Annotated in this window: 13 protein-coding genes and 1 pseudogene; 7 read left to right on the forward strand and 7 right to left on the reverse strand. The window is 52.2% G+C overall.

Translation table 11 applies throughout. The features are described from left to right. The first annotated feature begins 55 nt into the window (after positions 1-55). Complete coding sequence (locus tag DKY63_RS03310; RefSeq protein WP_110962811.1) at positions 56-1,171, forward strand: DUF4113 domain-containing protein; 1,116 nt, start codon at positions 56-58, stop codon at positions 1,169-1,171. Between the two features lie 156 nt (positions 1,172-1,327). Here DKY63_RS03310 and DKY63_RS32545 read toward each other — a convergent pair whose 3' ends face one another. Then, entirely contained in the window at positions 1,328-3,421 is a 2,094-nt protein-coding gene (locus tag DKY63_RS32545; RefSeq protein WP_110962812.1) for an AAA family ATPase, read from the reverse strand. A 265-nt stretch (positions 3,422-3,686) separates the two neighbouring features. Between DKY63_RS32545 and DKY63_RS03320 the strand changes: the two genes are divergently transcribed. The 6 genes and pseudogenes from DKY63_RS03320 to DKY63_RS03345 all read left to right on the forward strand — a co-directional run. Next, positions 3,687-4,052: a histone-like nucleoid-structuring protein, MvaT/MvaU family gene (locus DKY63_RS03320; RefSeq protein WP_110962813.1), complete on the forward strand. Its 366-nt coding sequence runs from the start codon at positions 3,687-3,689 to the stop codon at positions 4,050-4,052. Positions 4,053-4,323: 271 nt separating this feature from the next. Then, positions 4,324-5,055 carry a GntR family transcriptional regulator gene (locus DKY63_RS03325; RefSeq protein WP_110962814.1) on the forward strand — a complete coding sequence of 244 codons (732 nt, stop codon included), beginning with the start codon at positions 4,324-4,326 and terminating at the stop codon, positions 5,053-5,055. A gap of 135 nt (positions 5,056-5,190) precedes the next feature. Beyond that, on the forward strand, positions 5,191-6,480 hold the full coding sequence (locus tag DKY63_RS03330; RefSeq protein ID WP_110962815.1) for an MFS transporter: 1,290 nt from the start codon (positions 5,191-5,193) through the stop codon (positions 6,478-6,480). Positions 6,481-6,508: 28 nt separating this feature from the next. Next, a complete protein-coding gene (locus DKY63_RS03335) occupies positions 6,509-7,354 on the forward strand; it encodes an amidohydrolase family protein (RefSeq protein ID WP_110967827.1) in 846 nt (281 codons plus the stop codon). Between the two features lie 295 nt (positions 7,355-7,649). Then, complete coding sequence (locus DKY63_RS03340) at positions 7,650-9,035, forward strand: GntP family permease (protein WP_110962816.1); 1,386 nt, start codon at positions 7,650-7,652, stop codon at positions 9,033-9,035. Positions 9,036-9,193: 158 nt separating this feature from the next. Beyond that, positions 9,194-9,337 (forward strand): annotated as a pseudogene (locus tag DKY63_RS03345) (histone-like nucleoid-structuring protein, MvaT/MvaU family); the annotation flags it as partial. 235 nt (positions 9,338-9,572) lie between these two features. Here DKY63_RS03345 and DKY63_RS03350 read toward each other — a convergent pair. The 6 genes from DKY63_RS03350 to DKY63_RS03375 all read right to left on the reverse strand — a co-directional run bounded on the left by DKY63_RS03350 (position 9,573) and on the right by DKY63_RS03375 (position 16,261). Then, the gene (locus DKY63_RS03350) at positions 9,573-10,355 is read right to left on the reverse strand and encodes a cyclase family protein (RefSeq protein ID WP_110962817.1); all 783 of its coding nucleotides are present in this window, start codon (positions 10,353-10,355) and stop codon (positions 9,573-9,575) included. Continuing rightward, positions 10,342-11,340 (reverse strand): NAD-dependent epimerase/dehydratase family protein, encoded by a 999-nt coding sequence (locus tag DKY63_RS03355; protein ID WP_110962818.1) that lies wholly within the window; start codon positions 11,338-11,340, stop codon positions 10,342-10,344. Before DKY63_RS03355 ends, DKY63_RS03350 begins: the two co-directional genes overlap by 14 nt. Beyond that, positions 11,331-12,323 carry a fumarylacetoacetate hydrolase family protein gene (locus DKY63_RS03360; protein WP_110962819.1) on the reverse strand — a complete coding sequence of 331 codons (993 nt, stop codon included), beginning with the start codon at positions 12,321-12,323 and terminating at the stop codon, positions 11,331-11,333. The genes DKY63_RS03355 and DKY63_RS03360 overlap by 10 nt, the downstream gene beginning before the upstream one ends. Next, the gene (locus tag DKY63_RS03365) at positions 12,320-12,892 is read right to left on the reverse strand and encodes a cupin domain-containing protein (protein ID WP_110962820.1); all 573 of its coding nucleotides are present in this window, start codon (positions 12,890-12,892) and stop codon (positions 12,320-12,322) included. The genes DKY63_RS03360 and DKY63_RS03365 overlap by 4 nt, the downstream gene beginning before the upstream one ends. 10 nt (positions 12,893-12,902) lie before the next feature. After that, the gene (locus DKY63_RS03370) at positions 12,903-13,676 is read right to left on the reverse strand and encodes an SDR family NAD(P)-dependent oxidoreductase (protein WP_110962821.1); all 774 of its coding nucleotides are present in this window, start codon (positions 13,674-13,676) and stop codon (positions 12,903-12,905) included. A gap of 113 nt (positions 13,677-13,789) precedes the next feature. Then, on the reverse strand, positions 13,790-16,261 hold the full coding sequence (locus DKY63_RS03375) for an efflux RND transporter permease subunit (RefSeq protein WP_110962822.1): 2,472 nt from the start codon (positions 16,259-16,261) through the stop codon (positions 13,790-13,792). Positions 16,262-16,263 lie beyond the last annotated feature (2 nt).

Consider the following 16,263-nt stretch of genomic DNA (forward strand, 5'->3'; position numbering starts at 1 on the left):
CCAAAACCGGCGGCGGCACGAATCAGGATCAGGCGGGCGTAAGCCGTTCGTGAAAATGGGTGAGCCGTACTTCCAGATTAAGCACAAACTCAAGCAGCACGGCATTGTGGCCTTCTCATCTAATTACGCGCTGTATGGCGATATGAGCGAGCGTGTGATGACTGTGATTGAGTCGCTGGTGCCTGCAGTGGAGGTCTATAGCATCGATGAAGCTTTCGCGGATTTAGCTGGTGTACCAGGTGATCTGGAGGCGCTCGGGCGTCGGATTCGTGCGCAGGTTTACAAGAGCACTGGCATCCCAGTCGGTGTCGGGATCGCTGGTACGAAAACCCTCAGCAAGCTCGCCAACCACGCAGCCAAAAAATGGCAAGCGCAGAGTGGTGGAGTGGTCGATCTTCGTGACCAAATCAAGCGCGATTGGGTGCTGAAGAAATGCTCGGTCTCGGATGTTTGGGGAGTAGGGCGGAAGATGACTTTGCACTTGGAGGGTATGGGCATCAAGACAGCTTGGGATCTCTCCAAAACCGATCCCTGGATGTTGCGCAAAAAATTCAGCGTGGTGATCGAGAAGACTGCCCGTGAGTTGGCCGGCACGCCATGCCTGGAGCTCGATGAGCCAGACCCACCGAAGCAAGAGATTTGCTGCAGCAGGATGTTCGGCAAGCGTCTCACCGACATTGCACCAATCAAAGAGGCCGTCGCGACCTACATGATGCGGGCCACGGAGAAGCTCAGGGCTCAGAAGTCATTGTGCAAGAAAATACGCGTGTCTATCCGCACTGGCATGTTCAATCCGGAGGAAGCCAAATACGCCAATGGAGTCCTGGTCGAATTGCCGTATCCAACTGACGATGTCCGGTTGATGACAAAGGCTGCCATAGAAGCGGTGGATCGAGTCTTTCGACCAGGCTTCAAATACAGCAAAGCTGAGGTGCTTTTAGTCAGCCTTTGCCAGAAAGGTGAGTACACGGAAGATCTCTTTTCGACCTCTCAACCGGCTGCAACCGAAAAGGTAATGGGTGTATTGGATGCCATCAATGGTCGATGGGGCAGGGGGACGATGCGTCTTGCGAGCGTGCCAACAGATCCGGATTGGGGAATGCGGCGGGAGATGATGAGCCAGAGTTTCACTACAAGGGTTGATCAGCTATGGACTGTTTTTTGTAAGTAGTTTTTCCCTTGCATGGAATCCCAGAAATACCGTTAGTTCGCTTGTGGTAAACAGGCTATCCTTTGATTTTAGATTTTCACTAAAAAGGGCGTGTCAAAGATTTAACCGCCCTTTTTAAAAAAATTGAAAAATTATGAGTATAGGTTAGAGATAGGGCTAAAGGTTTTCAACGAATGTGTCGCATTCATCTATAACATATTGCGGCACAAGCTGGAACTGAGAAGGGTTAAGCTGGTATATGTAATTATTTTCAATATGGAACGCTTCATTGATAAATTTTCGAATTACGTCGGATTCTATATCCTTGGCTTTGCCATCAAAAAGCATTCTGTAAAGGTGAAGTTTTTCATAGTTGTTTTTAGAGTCGAAATATAGTTTTTTGAGTTCGTTATCGTTTTGTACTAGCGTAATAAGTCTGCTGTATTCAAAGCTCTCTACGAATTTACAAATGTGCTGAGTGCCTTCCTCTAATTCACTGTCTGTTAACTCAATAAAGCCACCGTCTTGATCTTTTTTCGATGGCTTTGATCTTTTGTGGAAAAGGCTGGAAAGTATGTCGAAGCTAAATTGTTTGTTTTCCGTGATTTCGTAATAACGACGCAAATAAACAAGGCGGTTTATTTTATGGAAATCTGTTCGCGAGTTGGTCATCGCAATTTCAATGAATGTCTGAATGTCTGCTCTGTCAATTATGCTTTCGCTCAGTTGACCTTGATTGTTTTCGAGAAAATAAACAGCTGGTTTTATGAAGCGATCTGGGTGATGAAGCATCATGTCCACGACAGGTTCAAAATCGTGAGTGAGGAAAAGAACTGTTTTTCCTCTGAATGAATTTTCTTTGCGAAACAGCGCGTCTACTATTGCGTATTTCTTGTTTTTATCGAAGGACGAAATAGGGTCGTCAAGAATAATCAGGTCAGCTTCGCTTTTTAGGCAGTCATACATAAATAGAACTAATGAGAATGCATTGCGCTCACCATAGCTAAGGTGGGATCGTACATTGGCTATTTCCCCTTCTACTGAATTATGTATCAATTTAAGTTTGTAGTTTTCGCCATCCCCCACGAGCATAACGGAATAGCTATACCCTGCATTCCGCAAAAACTCATTGATGCCAATGCCGTTATTTCTAATTAGTTTTTCTATTAATTTTTTCTGTTTTACTACGCTTCCTTGGAGTTTTCCTGCTTTCTCAAGAAGAGCATTAATCCCATTGTTTACTATTTCAACTTTTTCAGCTGTACTTTCTGAGTTTAGATGGACGTAAAGTTCAAGTTGAATTTTATGATTTTTAAGCTCGTCAATCATAGTTTCAACGTTTTTAAGTGATGAAAATCCCAGATTTTTAGCCTTTGTCAGGCTGTTCGATAGGCGATCAATTTGATCCCATACTTCGCGAATATACGCAGCTTGCTCATCCGTATATCCTTCTATGTTTTTTATGAAGCTGTCGATGCTATTGCGGGTGTCGGTTGAGAAGTATTTGTTGAGCTTTGAAAATGTAGCAATGGTTTTGGCTAAGCTTTCAATGGATTTTGAATCGTACGACTCTGTTACCTTCGTTATTACTTCCAATGTGTCTTTAACGTCGTGTGTGCAGTATGGGCAATCTGATGAAATTTCTAAAAAAGGCTTGCCTTCTTGTTGCCATTTTATCCACTTGTAATTCTGTTCATGTTGAATCAAGGTCGTAAATTTCTCTAAGCCGGCCGGAATGGACTCCACTTTATTACCGTTTTTTAGCGCTTTAGCCACATTGCTCGAAGCATGAAAACCGTTTTTTACGGGCTTTCCAAATGCGCTGGAAAGTTCAAGCAAATCTGTAATTAGTGTTTCAATTTCTGGATCTGCTCCTAGCATATCCTTCATTTCGCTAGCTAGATTTTTTATTTCATCCATCCCAGCATCGTAATCCTTGTCTCTGACAAAGATGTCAAAACTGCCTTTCACAAGCTCGTCCGCCTGGAAGACAAAATCATTAATATATGACTCATCAAAGATTCTAAGTTTGTTGGTTTCTTCAGCTCCTTCGATCTTTGGAGCTAGATCTGTTTTTCCTGAGTTTTTGAATGATGTAAGTTCGGATAGTTTGTTAGTTTCGGATAGTCTGTCATGTATGGAAAGCGATAGTGCTTTTGCTATTGTGCTTTTTCCTGTTCCGTTGGTTGCATACTTTATATTAAGCTTGCCTGGAGAAATATGAAGCGAGCCAGTATCGATGTTATTGCAATTCGAAATTTTGATGTCCATATTCCATTCCGCAGCACTGAGGTGAGCCTAAATAGTAGCTCATAATGTTGTTTATGCTGGCAAAAGTACTTTGTGCTAATGGGGAGATCTGTCTCGACTCGCTTTACGTCGCATATCTTCACGATCCGCTTGGAGAGTGCAAGGTCGTCCTTTTTTAAAAGGTAAGCGCGAATGACACTTTTTTGTTTGATTGGTGATGCTGACCCCAGGCTGAAAATGCAGTTTTTGGTGTATTGTTAGGTGACTAACTACATAGAGATATACCATGTCCAAGCTCGCAGAATTCCGCCAGCTCGAAAAGCACCTCGCCGAGCAGCTTCAAGCTCTCGAAGCGCTGAAAGGTGATGCTGGCCTCAAGAAAGAAATCGAATTTGAAACGAAGCTGCGCGCATTGCTGGCCGAGTACGGATACAGCTTGCCGAACGTGATCAACCTGCTAGATCCGAAGTCTGGCCGTCGCGCTCCAGTAGCCGAATCTAAAGCCGGCAGCCGCAAGCCGCGCCAGGTAAAATTTTATAAAAACCCGCATACCGGCGAACTGGTCGAGACCAAAGGTGGCAACCACAAGACTTTGAAGGAATGGAAAGCTGAGCACGGCTCCGCGACTGTTGAGTCCTGGCTGACCAAGTGATTTTGGTTTGAGTACAAGAGGGCCCTGAAAGGGCCCTTTTTATTGCCCATAGTTAATTGCATTTCACTACATGAAAATCTGCTTGGGATTTTGAAGGGATTGGGAACGTCGACATTGCGAATCACAGAGCTGGCTTGACGTAGGCTTGCCTGGGCGATGGTTCACCATTCATCAGCAGGGATACGTGCCCCTCCTTGACAGCCAAGTCGTCTGGGGAAATACTCGCCGCAAGATTCATATAGATGACTAGACAACAAGGTGAATAAAGTCGATGAATTCTCTATCCAGTGATGTTCGCCTGCCGCTTTACCAACGCCTGCGTGACCACCTGGCAGAGCAAATCGCCAACAATCGCTGGCGTCCGGGAGAGGCCATTCCCACAGAAGCCGCGCTTTCAGCGGAATACCAACTGTCCACGGGCACCGTGCGCAAAGCGGTCGACGCGCTGGTCAGCGAGGGCATTCTGGAGCGACAGCAAGGTCGAGGCACTTTCATTCGCCGGCCGCAGTTTCAATCGTCACTGTTTCGTTTTTTCCGTTTTCAAACTGCCTCCGGCGAACGCCAGGTGCCGGAGAGTCGCATCCTGTCCATCGAGCCGGTGGCCGCGCCCTCGGCGGTGGCCCAGGCGTTGGGCCTGCCTGTCGAGTCGCCGGTCATTCGTATAGTCCGGGTTCGTCTACTTGATGTTCAGCCGGTGCTCGCCGAAGAAATCTGGCTGCCGCGCAACCGCTTCCAGCCGCTGCTGGAGATCGACCTGAGCCGTAAAGGGCCACTGCTTTATCCGATCTACGAAGAAGTTTGCGGGCAGGTCGTCGCCTATGCCGAAGAAACACTGACCGCTGAATCTGTGAATGACGTGCATGCGCGATTACTGCAAGTCCCGATCAATAGTCCGGTGGTGGTAATCGAGCGTCTGGCGCGCGATTACGCCGGTACACCGCTGGAGTGGCGTCGCTCACGTGGGCATGCCGAGCACTTCCGCTACAGCGTGGATATTCGCTAACCCTGTGCCTGGGTAGCGGATCACTCAGCGACGACTCGGTCGTTGCTGATTTCATTGTTTTGATTGCCATGACTGGCCTGTAGCGGCGCGGTTTGTTCTCGGTTGTTTCCCGTTCCACCTATAAGGATAAGAATCATGTTTAGCTGGTATCGCCAAGTCACTCCTCGGGAGCGCAAAACGTTTTGGGCCTGCTTCGGCGGATGGTCGCTCGACGCACTGGAAGTACAAATGTTTGGCCTGGCGATTCCGGCTTTGATTGCCGCCTTTGCCCTGACCAAGGGCGACGCGGGGCTGATAAGCGGAGTGACTCTGGTCACTTCAGCCATCGGTGGCTGGGTAGGGGGGACGTTGTCCGACCGCTACGGCCGGGTACGTACGCTGCAGTGGATGATTTTGTGGTTCTCCTTTTTTACCTTTCTCTCCGCGTTTGTGAGCGGCTTCAACCAGCTCTTGATCGTCAAGGCGCTCCAGGGTTTCGGCATCGGCGGCGAGTGGGCAGCAGGTGCAGTATTGATGGCCGAAACCATCAATCCGCAGTATCGCGGCAAAGTGATGGGCACCGTACAAAGTGCCTGGGCCGTGGGTTGGGGGCTGGCCGTAGGCGTGTTCACACTGATTTACTCCTTCGTGCCGCAGGACATGGCGTGGCGCGTGATGTTCCTGGTCGGGCTGCTACCGTCGTTCCTGATTATCTGGGTGCGTCGCAATGTCGAGGAGCCCGACAGCTTCCAGCGTCTGCAAAAAGAAAACGTCATCCCGCAAAGTTTTTTCAAATCCTTGGCCGGCATCTTCCGCCCCGATTTGATCCGCGTAACGCTGTTCGGTGGCCTGTTGGGGCTGGGTGCGCACGGTGGTTACCACGCGGTGATGACCTGGCTGCCAACGTTCCTCAAGACTGAACGCAATCTGTCCGTACTGAACTCTGGCGGCTACCTGGCGGTGATCATCTTCGCGTTCTGGTGTGGGTGTGTAGTCAGCGGCTTTTTGATCGACCGTATTGGCCGACGCAAAAACATCGTGCTGTTCGCGCTTTGCTGTGTCGTCACTGTGCAGAGTTATGTGTTCCTGCCGCTGACCAATACACAGATGCTTTTCCTGGGGTTCCCGCTCGGCTTTTTCGCGGCCGGTATTCCCGCGAGCCTTGGCGCACTGTTCAACGAGCTGTACCCGGCGGATGTGCGCGGTGCCGGTGTGGGCTTCTGCTACAACTTTGGCCGAGTACTTTCAGCGGTGTTCCCGTTCCTGGTCGGTCACATGAGCGACTCCATGTCCCTTGGGTCTGCGATTGGTATCGACGCGGGGATTGCCTATGGCGTAGCGGTGATCGCGGCACTTTGCCTGCCGGAAACCCGTGGACGCAGCCTCGAAGCTTCGAGTGCATCGGTGCCAGCAACGGTCAACGGCAATGAGAGTGCGCGGGCCTGATGCCCTTTACCTTCTATAGATGAACGCTATGACTGACACCTGTTCTACGCCGATCACCGGCATCGACTCCCATGCTCATGTGTTTAGCCGTGATCTAAATTTGGTCGGTGCACGGCGCTATACCCCTGATTACGACGCCACGCTTGAGCAGTATCTGACGCACTTGCACGCTCATGGTCTGAGTCATGGCGTATTGGTGCAACCGAGCTTTCTTGGTACCGACAATAGCTACTTGCTGGCGGCGTTGAGGCAAGCGCCGGATCAGTTGCGAGGCGTGGTTGTGCTGGAACCAGGCGTCAGTCGCGCCATGTTGAATGACATGGATCGCCTGGGCGTAGTTGGCGTTCGCTTGAACCTGATAGGTAAGGCGTTACCTGATTTTCGTAACAGTGTCTGGAGAGAGTTTTTTAGCCACATTGCTGATCTTGACTGGCATGTCGAGTTGCATCGGGAGGTAAAGGATCTGCCTGGACTGATCCATCAATTGACGCCGTTCGGTTTGAAGTTGGTGATTGATCACTTTGGTCGGCCGGATGCCAATTCGGGCGTCGATCAGCCGGGGTTTTGCGAGTTACTGGAGTTGGGATCGAAAGGTTCGATCTGGATGAAGGTATCGGGAATCTATCGTTTGGGAGGTACGCCGCAACAGAACATCAATTTCGCTCGAATGGCATTACCGCTGCTGGAACAAAGTTTCGGCCTTCGCCAGTTGGTGTGGGGCAGCGACTGGCCGCATACGCAGCATGAGCAAAGCATCGGTTTCCACACCGTAGTCGATCAGTTAAAAGCCCTGGAGTGTTCGACGCAGGTTAGCTATTCGCTGCTGGTGCAAGTCCCTCGAAGGTTATTCGGTTTTGCAAAAGGCAAAAGCTGAGACTTACGCCTGCATTCGCAGATGTCCATTCATCTCACCCATTTAAATGAATACCTACAGAACGTTCGACGTGCGACGTTGCAGTAAACCTATCGTGCCTCACCGAGAAGTTCTGTGTAGTAGCAGCATATTCCAATTACAAGAGAGTAGGTTCCATGAACACGTCATCCAATGCCGAAGTTGAAAGCACCCAATCGATGTTTGGTTTATCGCGTGCACCGACAGGCGTTACGGTTTCAAACTTCTCTTTCAAATCTGAGCGCAGTTTGTGCGCCAGCCCAGCCGAGATCCTTTCATGACTCCCTTAGATATAGACCTCTTACTGACCGCATTGGTGAGTGTCCTGGTGCTGGTGGGGCTCATCGTGTCGCGTCTCAAAATGCACCCGCTCCTGGCCTTGCTAGTGGTTTCCGTGGGCGTTGGCTTTGCAACCGGTATGGAGCCGGAATCCATCGTCTCCCACGTGATCACCGGCGCCGGTAAGACACTGGGGGCAGTAGGGGTCGTAATCGCGCTTGGAGCGATGCTAGGCAAAATTCTTGCTGACGCAGGCGTAACAGAGCAGATTGCCGAGGTCATTCTCAAGCGAACATCGGATCGGATGATCCCTTGGGCCATGATGATGGTTGCATTTGTAATTGGCATTCCCATGTTTTTCGAGGTGGGCTTGGTGATCATGCTGCCGCTGATATTCAGCGTGGCGCGAAAGCTGGAAAGCCAGGCTCGCTTCAAAGGTTCAGCGTATGTGTATGTGGGTGTTCCGGTGATTGCGGCACTTGCTGCCATGCACGGGATGGTACCGCCGCACCCTGGCCCCTTGACGGCCATCGCCGCGCTCAAAACCTCGGTTGGGCCCACAATGCTCTATGGCTTCCTTGCGGCTATTCCTGCAATGATTTTAGGCGGCCCGCTTTATGGCGCATTCATTTCGCCGCGCATGAGCACTCGGCCCGATCAGGTTTTGCTAGATCAGTTCACCTTGGCTGAAAAAGCCGACGATCAACCACGCACCAGCGTATTCCTTGGCGTGCTGGCAGCCTTGCTACCGGCGATCCTGATGCTGATTCATGCCGTCGCTGAGATGGTATTACCCAAGGGCAATGCGATCCTGAACATGGCTAGTTTCTTGGGTAATCCCCTGATCGCCATGCTCCTGGGCGTGCTGTTCGCAGGGGCAAGTCTGGTACTCGCGCGGGGCGGCGATGCGGGGCAATTGCGCGAATCCCTGGGCAAGAGTCTCAAGCCAATCGCCTCAATCATCATGATCATCGCCGGCGGTGGTGCCTTTCAGGAGCTGCTGACAAGCGCCAAGGTGGGCGATGCCATCGTGCACCTGACTCAGCAGTCTGCGTTCCCTCCTCTGATCTTGGGTTGGTTGATCGCGATGTTGCTCTCGGTATCTACCGGTTCTGCCACTGTAGGTATCGTTGGTGCTGCTGGCTTGCTTGCGCCGCTTGCAGGTGCTGATCCTAGCCTCAACCTGCCTCTGCTTGCCTTGTCCATAGGCTGCGGCTCGCTGTTCTTCAACTATGCGAACCATGCGGGCTTCTGGATGGTCAAGGAGTCCTTCGGCATGACTATGGGCGAAGCCACCAAGACCATTTCAGTGGTTCAATCCATCGTAGCCGTGATCGGTTTGATTGTGGTGTTGATGTTGAATGCGGCTGTCACGGTGATTTGAGTCAGGATCTGTTCGCAGGTAGTAACCCTGCCCGAACGAGTTAGCCGAGGGTGGGAGATAGAGTTACGCTCCACAGGGTGTTTTACCATCGAACTTGAATGCTCAGTGTTCGCTGGTAAGTATGGAGCGTTTTACTCGGCTAACCTTAAAGTGTCAGCACTCGCAAACCTCGCCAAGTGAAGGTCTATAAGAAACCGCACACCGGCGAAGTAGTCGAAACCAAAGGCGGCAATCACAAGACGCTGAAAGAGTGGAAAGCACAGTACGGTGCCGATACGGTGGAGCCCTGGCTGACCAAGTGATCTTGGTTTGAGTACAAAAGGGCCCATTGAGGGCCCTTTTTTGTATGCGCTTTCGGGGTTCAAGGCTGATTAAGCTTGGCACTACCAACGCCGAATAGCTCTTAGATTGCCTACAAGATAAGCAGCCTCCAGCGCTAAGTTCATTTGATGATTTCCATGGCCAAATTATTAAGACCCTGGTAGTACGACAGCCGGCATCACCCATACCAAGCCGAGTTAAATTTGTCTTACCGAGTCATTCAAATATAGCTACGGCACGGACAAAACCCGCAGAAGCATGTCGAATCTTGTAGGGAAAGCATGAAACCCAGAAGCCTGATGGGGGAAGTTGCTCCAAGTTAGCCAGCTTTTCCATTTGACCGTAACCGATGTCGCGGCCAGCTTTATGTCCTTCCCAAATGATCGACGCGTCACCCGACTCAGCGAATCTCTCCCTCGTGTATTTGAAGGGGGCATCCCAGCTCCAAGCGTCTGTGCCAACGACTCGCACGCCGCGCTCTAAGAGATACATTGTTGCCTCACGCCCCATCCCAACACCCGCGTCGAGGTAGCCAGGCTGCCCAAACAGACTTCCGGCTCGCGTGTTAATCAGGACGATTTCCAAGGGACTCAATTCATGATTGATACGCTGGAGCTCAGCTTCCAGTTCCGTTGCTGTAACCACGTGTCCATCGGGCAGGTGTCGAAAGTCGAGCTTTACGCCTGGCTGCAGACACCATTCTAGTGGCAACTCGTCGATACCAAATGCCGGTTTCCCACCATCCGTTGTGGATGCGTAGTGCCAGGGTGCATCCATGTGAGTACCACTATGTGTAGTGATACTGAGCCGTTCAGCGGCCCATGATTCGTTACCAGGTAGGTCTTCTTTACGCAGACCCGGGAACATTGCAGCCATCTCGGGCCAGCCTTCCTGATGATCTATGTAATCGATCTTGGGTAAGAGGGGCGGAGGATCTGTGTAGGGGTTGTTGTCCAGGCAGACCGACAAATCAAGCATGCGACACTTACTGAGGTTCATGAACAGCAACTCCTGATTTTGGTTTTGTTGATCGAGTCAGACCTGGCAAGTTGCTCAGTGCATTGCGCAGCAATGTGGCAGGGGAACCATCATGACGAAACCCCATTGCGCGAGCTCGTGGCGTTCGAAGTGGGGGTAAGCTCCCAAACAAACCCTCCAGCTGAGTGTCGGGTTTGAATTCGATTTTTTCGCCATTTGCCTCACCGAAAAGAGCTGCGAGCGCGTCGAGGACTTGGGCTATAGAGAGCTGTAGTACCGGCAATTGCCAAACCCGATCGTTTCCCAAGTTCTTGAGCTCTGCTGCATGCAGCAGGTTTTCTACGCAACAACGAGCTGACATCCACCATGCAGTGGCTTGGGGTGAGACAGGGCAGACGTACGAATCACCTGCGGCATACGAATGCAGCAGGTCGCTCATAAATGCGGATCTCAGTCCGTTTGGTTCGCGTGGTCGAGCGACAATACCGGGGAGACGAAGAATGCGACCATCGACTTCCCCACGGCGTGCCAAGTCTTCAATTGCAATCTCAATCATGCGCTTGTGGGCAGCGTAGGAGAGTTGTGGGTGTTCAGTCTGCATTTCATCCATTCGTGCAGGAAGTTCCCCCCCGTACACGGCAACACTGCTGGCATAGACTAGGACTGGAGGACGGTCGGAATTACGCAGTTGATGCAGGAGCTCTAAGCTGGCTTGCAGATTGACTTGATAGCCAAGTTCGTAATTTGTCTCCGCCGCGCCGCCAGGGATGCTAACGAGATGGAAAACTACGTCGATACCGTCGGCTATTACCCGACGCAACAGTGCCGTATCAGTAATGCTGCCGCAGTGACGACGTATGCGACTGTCTACGGGAAGGTCATCCAGATTCTGGTCGAGCAACAGAAGTGCTTCGATCTTCCGCCCGCGAATCTCATCTTGCTTTAAAAGCCGAGCGACCAGTTCACGACCAACAAATCCATTGGCGCCGCTGACCATCACTCGCATGGCCAACCTCCCTTTACTACACGCTGATCAATTGCGCCAAACAGCACATCATCATTAGTTGCTCTGACTTCCATTCGTACCGAGTCACCGAAGCGCATGAATCCCGTGCGAGGCGCACCTTCTGCGATTGTCTCAATGGCTCGGCGCTCCGCAATGCACGCCGACCCGACGGAGCGGTCGGCATTTGAAACTGTGCCTGAGCCGATCACCGTACCGGCACTTAGTTTGCGGGTTAGCGCAGCGTGAGCAATTAGCTGGTGAAAGCCAAAGTGCATGGCCCCTCCGTGCGGATGGCCGAACCACTCGCCATTCCACTCTACTTTCAGCGGGAGGTGCACACGGCCGTCACGCCAGGCTTCCCCGAGTTCGTCTGGTGTCACCGCTACCGGGGCAAAACTGGTGGAGGGTTTAGCTTGGAGAAAGCCGAAGCCGGTCTTCATTTCGCGTGGTGCCAAGGCGCGCAGACTAACATCGTTTAATTGCACCACCAGGCGAACATGTTGTAGTGCCTGCTCGGCGGGACAGCCCATCGGGACAGCGTCTAGCAATACAGCGAATTCACCTTCGAAATCGATCCCATGAGCTTCGCTCGGCAAGGGGATATCTGCGCGTGGGCCTAAGAAATCATCGCTGGCACCTTGGTAGATCAAGGGAATATGCTCAATGCCTTCGATGGGTTCCAAGTTGAAGGCTTTCTGCATCAATTCGCCATGGCTTAGGAAGCAGGATCCGTCTAACCACTGACGCGCGCGAGGTAGCGGGGCCATCAACTGATCAAAGTACAGTTCGAAACTTCCATCGAACTTACCGTCGTTCAAACGATGATAGAGGTCTGCCAAGGCTGGCTGCACGTTCTCCCAGTTATCCAACGCATTCTGCATTGTGGCGGAGATCCCGCTGGCATCTACGGCATTCTTAAGATCGCGAGAGACTACAAGCAAGCGTCCGTCTGGAGTTCCATCATTGAGCGTGGCGAGCTTCATGGTAGGAGCTCCTTCAAGTCCGGAGCGTAGCGACCGTCAAGGAGGATGAAGACCATCCTTGCCATTTGATCAGTACGGTTGCTCCAAGCGTGGTTGGTACCTCGCTGTACTACGATGTCACCCTGCTTGAGTTGAACCTCTTCGTCGTCGACCACTAGCCAAATCTCACCTTCGGTGACGATGCCATAATCCAGTGTCTCAGTACGATGCATGAGTTTGTGTTTAGAGTCGGCCTTACCAGTACCTGCATGACTTTGGCCGATCTCCGCGAACGCAGCAGCAGCGTCCTCTGCGCTAATTTGGTTTTGCACGCTATCCGGCGGGATGTCCACGACTCGGATCACACTACCCAGCGGCCCGGGGCTAAGTTGAAGCGGTTGGGACGTAGGGTCATCGCCGTTGTCCAGCGGCGCGGGGCTAGTCGCGCTGTTCCATACCTCGTAGAAGACGGTACCGGGGATGGCTTTTAGCGGAAAATTGTTCTGGGTGGCGCCGCAGCTAGCGATTACGGCATGACCCTGGGCGTCGTGACCGGTAACAACTCGTTTGAAGTCAGGAAGTTTTTGCATGATGTCTCCTTTAGTTTCCATCACCGATGGTGGTGCCACCATCAACGATGATGTTCTGACCGCTGATGAAAGCGCCGCCTGGCGCTGCAAGTAAAAGTGCTAGGGCAGCGACTTCCTCCGGGCGTCCAACACGACGCAATGGAGTGAGGGCTAGACGGCGCTGCAGCACTTCAGGTTTATCTGTTAGGGGGCGTGCAAATTCGGTTTGAATCACACCAGGGCTGATCGCATTGACACGGATATTCTTGGGGCCCCATTCCACAGCGAGATTGCGTGCGAGTTGTGCCAAGCCTGCTTTGGATATCCCGTAAAGTCCCAGGGCCTTGTTACCGCGCACTCCCGCAATGCTCGACATTAGAATGACGCTGCCACCCCCTCGCTCGGCCATGGGGGGAAGCAAGTAGTTGGTAAGCCATACGGTACTTCGCAGATTGACCGTCAGAGTCAGATCCCAATCAGTATCGCTGGCAGTTGCAATCGATCCGAAATGGGGGGCTACGCCTGCATTGCAAACCAAAACGTCGATGCGCTCCAACAGCTCTACCGTCTGCTTCGCCAGTTCAATTACATCCGTCTGGTGAAGAAGATTCGCTGCCACTGCATAAGCTTCGATACCTGTTTCAAGCAACGCGGCAGCTATATCTTTGGCCTCATGAATGTCTTCACTGCTGACAACCAATTTGGCACCTGCACGTCCTAGCTCCCGAGCAATTGCCAGCCCGATTCCTCGCGTTGCGCCAGTTATGAGTGCTGTTTTTCCAGCGAGAGAGAACAGTTCGCTCATACAACACCCATCACAAAATGGCCGAAGGCTGCTTTTAGCTGAGCGTTTAACTCAGGCAAGAGACGCATAAAGTCGGTCATCTATTAGTCCTCGTTCTTGTAGTTATGTTGTGGTTAAGCCCAAGGAACGGAGGCGTGCGCCTTGTAATTGATGCAGTCGTGATTTGCCTCTTCCAGTTTGGATGGCTCCGCGTCCGCAGGCTCTTGCGCTTTGACCTTACGCTGCGGAAGTAGGAAGTAAGCCAGTGCTGGAAGTAGCACTAGGGCGCCGACCATGTTCCAAACAAACATAAAGGCAAGTAGTACACCCATGTCTGCCTGGAATTTGATTGGAGAGAAGATCCACGTGCCCACGCCAATAGCGAGAGTCACACCAGTCAACATGACCACCTTCCCGGTAAAGAGAAGCGCTTGGTAATAAGCTTTCGACAAGGTTGCGCCTTGGCGCAGCTGGGCTAGCACGATGCTCATGACATACAACGCATAGTCGACGCCGATGCCTACTCCTAATGCGATAACTGGCAGAGTGGCGACTTTGACGCCCATCCCCAGCGCGACCATCAACGCCTCACACAGAATGGATGTGAGCATGAGAGGAAGAACCGCGCAGAGCACCGCTCTCCATGAACGGAAAGTCACCAGGCAAAGCAGGATGACTGCTCCGTACACCCACCACAGCATGTCGTGGTTCGCTTGTTTCACGACGATGTTGGTCGCTGCTTCAATACCCGCGCTGCCGGCGGCTAGAAGGAATTTGGCGTCTTCAGATGAGTTGCTCTTGGCAAAGCTTTCAACGTTCTCGACCACGTTTGTGAGCGTGTCAGCCTTGTGGTCTTTGAGGTAGGCATAGAGAGTCAGTAAGCTGCAATCATCGTTATACAACCCGCGTGGTGCACCCGCGGTCACCATGTTCAAGGTCGCCTGATTGTTTACCAGCTCGTACCACTTGGGATTACCCTCGGAGAGACCGACCAGCACACGGCGATTCAACAAAGCTAGAGAGTTTGTCGAGTCGACGCCCTCAAGTCCGCGAAGTTGCCAATCCAGGTCGTCAACTCGCTTCAGGGTGTTGTACGCCGAGCACTCACCTGGGCGCGTCTTCACCATCACAGCGAATACGTCGCTGCTTGCACCGTAATGCTGTGTTATGAACCCATTGTCACGGTTGTAGCGAGAGTCGGGGCGTAGCTCTGGAGCGCCCGCGTCAAGATCACCAACCTTTAGTTTCAGGCTTACTGCGTAGCCACCGCAGGCCATGAGCGCCGCTACGATTACGCATGCCGTTGCCCAACGCTTGCGAGTGAAGAGATCTAGAAAGCGCCATACAACATGCTTCTCTTCTCCACACGCCTCGGCTTCCTCACCACGCAGACTACGTCGAGCCGCTTTTGGGCTAACGCCAATGTAGGAGAGCAGTACTGGGAGCAGAATTAAGTTTGTGAAGATGAGAACGGCCACGCCGAGACTGGCAATTACTGCCAGATCCTGGATCACCTGAATCTTGATGATCATCAGAACCGCAAATCCCACCGCGTCACACAGCAATGCAGTAAGACCGGCTAGGAACAATCGGCGGAATGTAAACCGGGCAGCCACCGATCGGTGCATCCCGCGACCCATGTCCTGCATGATGCCATTCATTTTCTGTGCGCCATGGCTCATGCCTATAGCGAACACCAGAAACGGCACCAGAACCGAATACGGGTCGAGCTCGTACCCAAGCAATGGCAATAGACCCAGCTGCCAAATCACAGCGACCAAAGAGCAGGTCACCACCAGGAAGGTGCTTCGGACACAACGGGTGTACCAATAGAGCACTGCCGCGGTGATCAAGATCGCTGCGGCGAAGAACATCAGAATCTGTTTGAGACCATCGATCAAGTCTCCGACTACCTTCGCAAAACCGGTGATGTGGATCTCAACACCTTCTGCTTGGTACTTGGTACGAAGCTTTTCTATCTCGTGAGCGAAAACGGTGTAGTCCAGTGGCTGACCATCAGGAGTTCGTTCCAGCAGTGGCACGTACACAATGCTAGAGCCTTGATCGAAAGCCACCAATTGCCCGATCTCGTTAGAGCGCTCGACGTTGCGCTTGAGAGACTCCAGGCTCGCACTGCCGCCGTCGTAGCCATCGGGGATCACCGGGCCGCCTTCCAGCCCTTCTTCGGTAACACCCGTCCAACGAGTAGAGGGCGTCCACAGCGACTTCATTGCTGCTCGGTCAACCCCCGGCAGCAGATACACCTCATCGCTAAGTTGCTGGAGAGTGTGCAAATACTTTTTGTCGTAGATGTTCCCCTCGGGGTTCACTACGGCAATTCGCACAGCATTCCCAAGACCCGCCAGTTCCTGGCGATGCTCCAGGTAGTTGATGATGTATGGATGTTCACGCGGGATCATCTTCTCGAAGCTGGCATTGAGCGTCACATGTGTCGCCTGCCATGCCAGCAGAATCGTCGCGACCAGACAAAGCAGTACAACGAAGGCACGATGGTTAAACAGTGCACGCTCTAGTATGGAGCCAGAGCTGCTGTCGAAATCGCCGAGACTGCCAATAGACGGAGTAGGGGAGGTCTTTACGTGCATGG

Origin of the sequence: Pseudomonas putida (assembly GCF_003228315.1) — a bacterium.
GTDB lineage: Bacteria > Pseudomonadota > Gammaproteobacteria > Pseudomonadales > Pseudomonadaceae > Aquipseudomonas > Aquipseudomonas putida_S.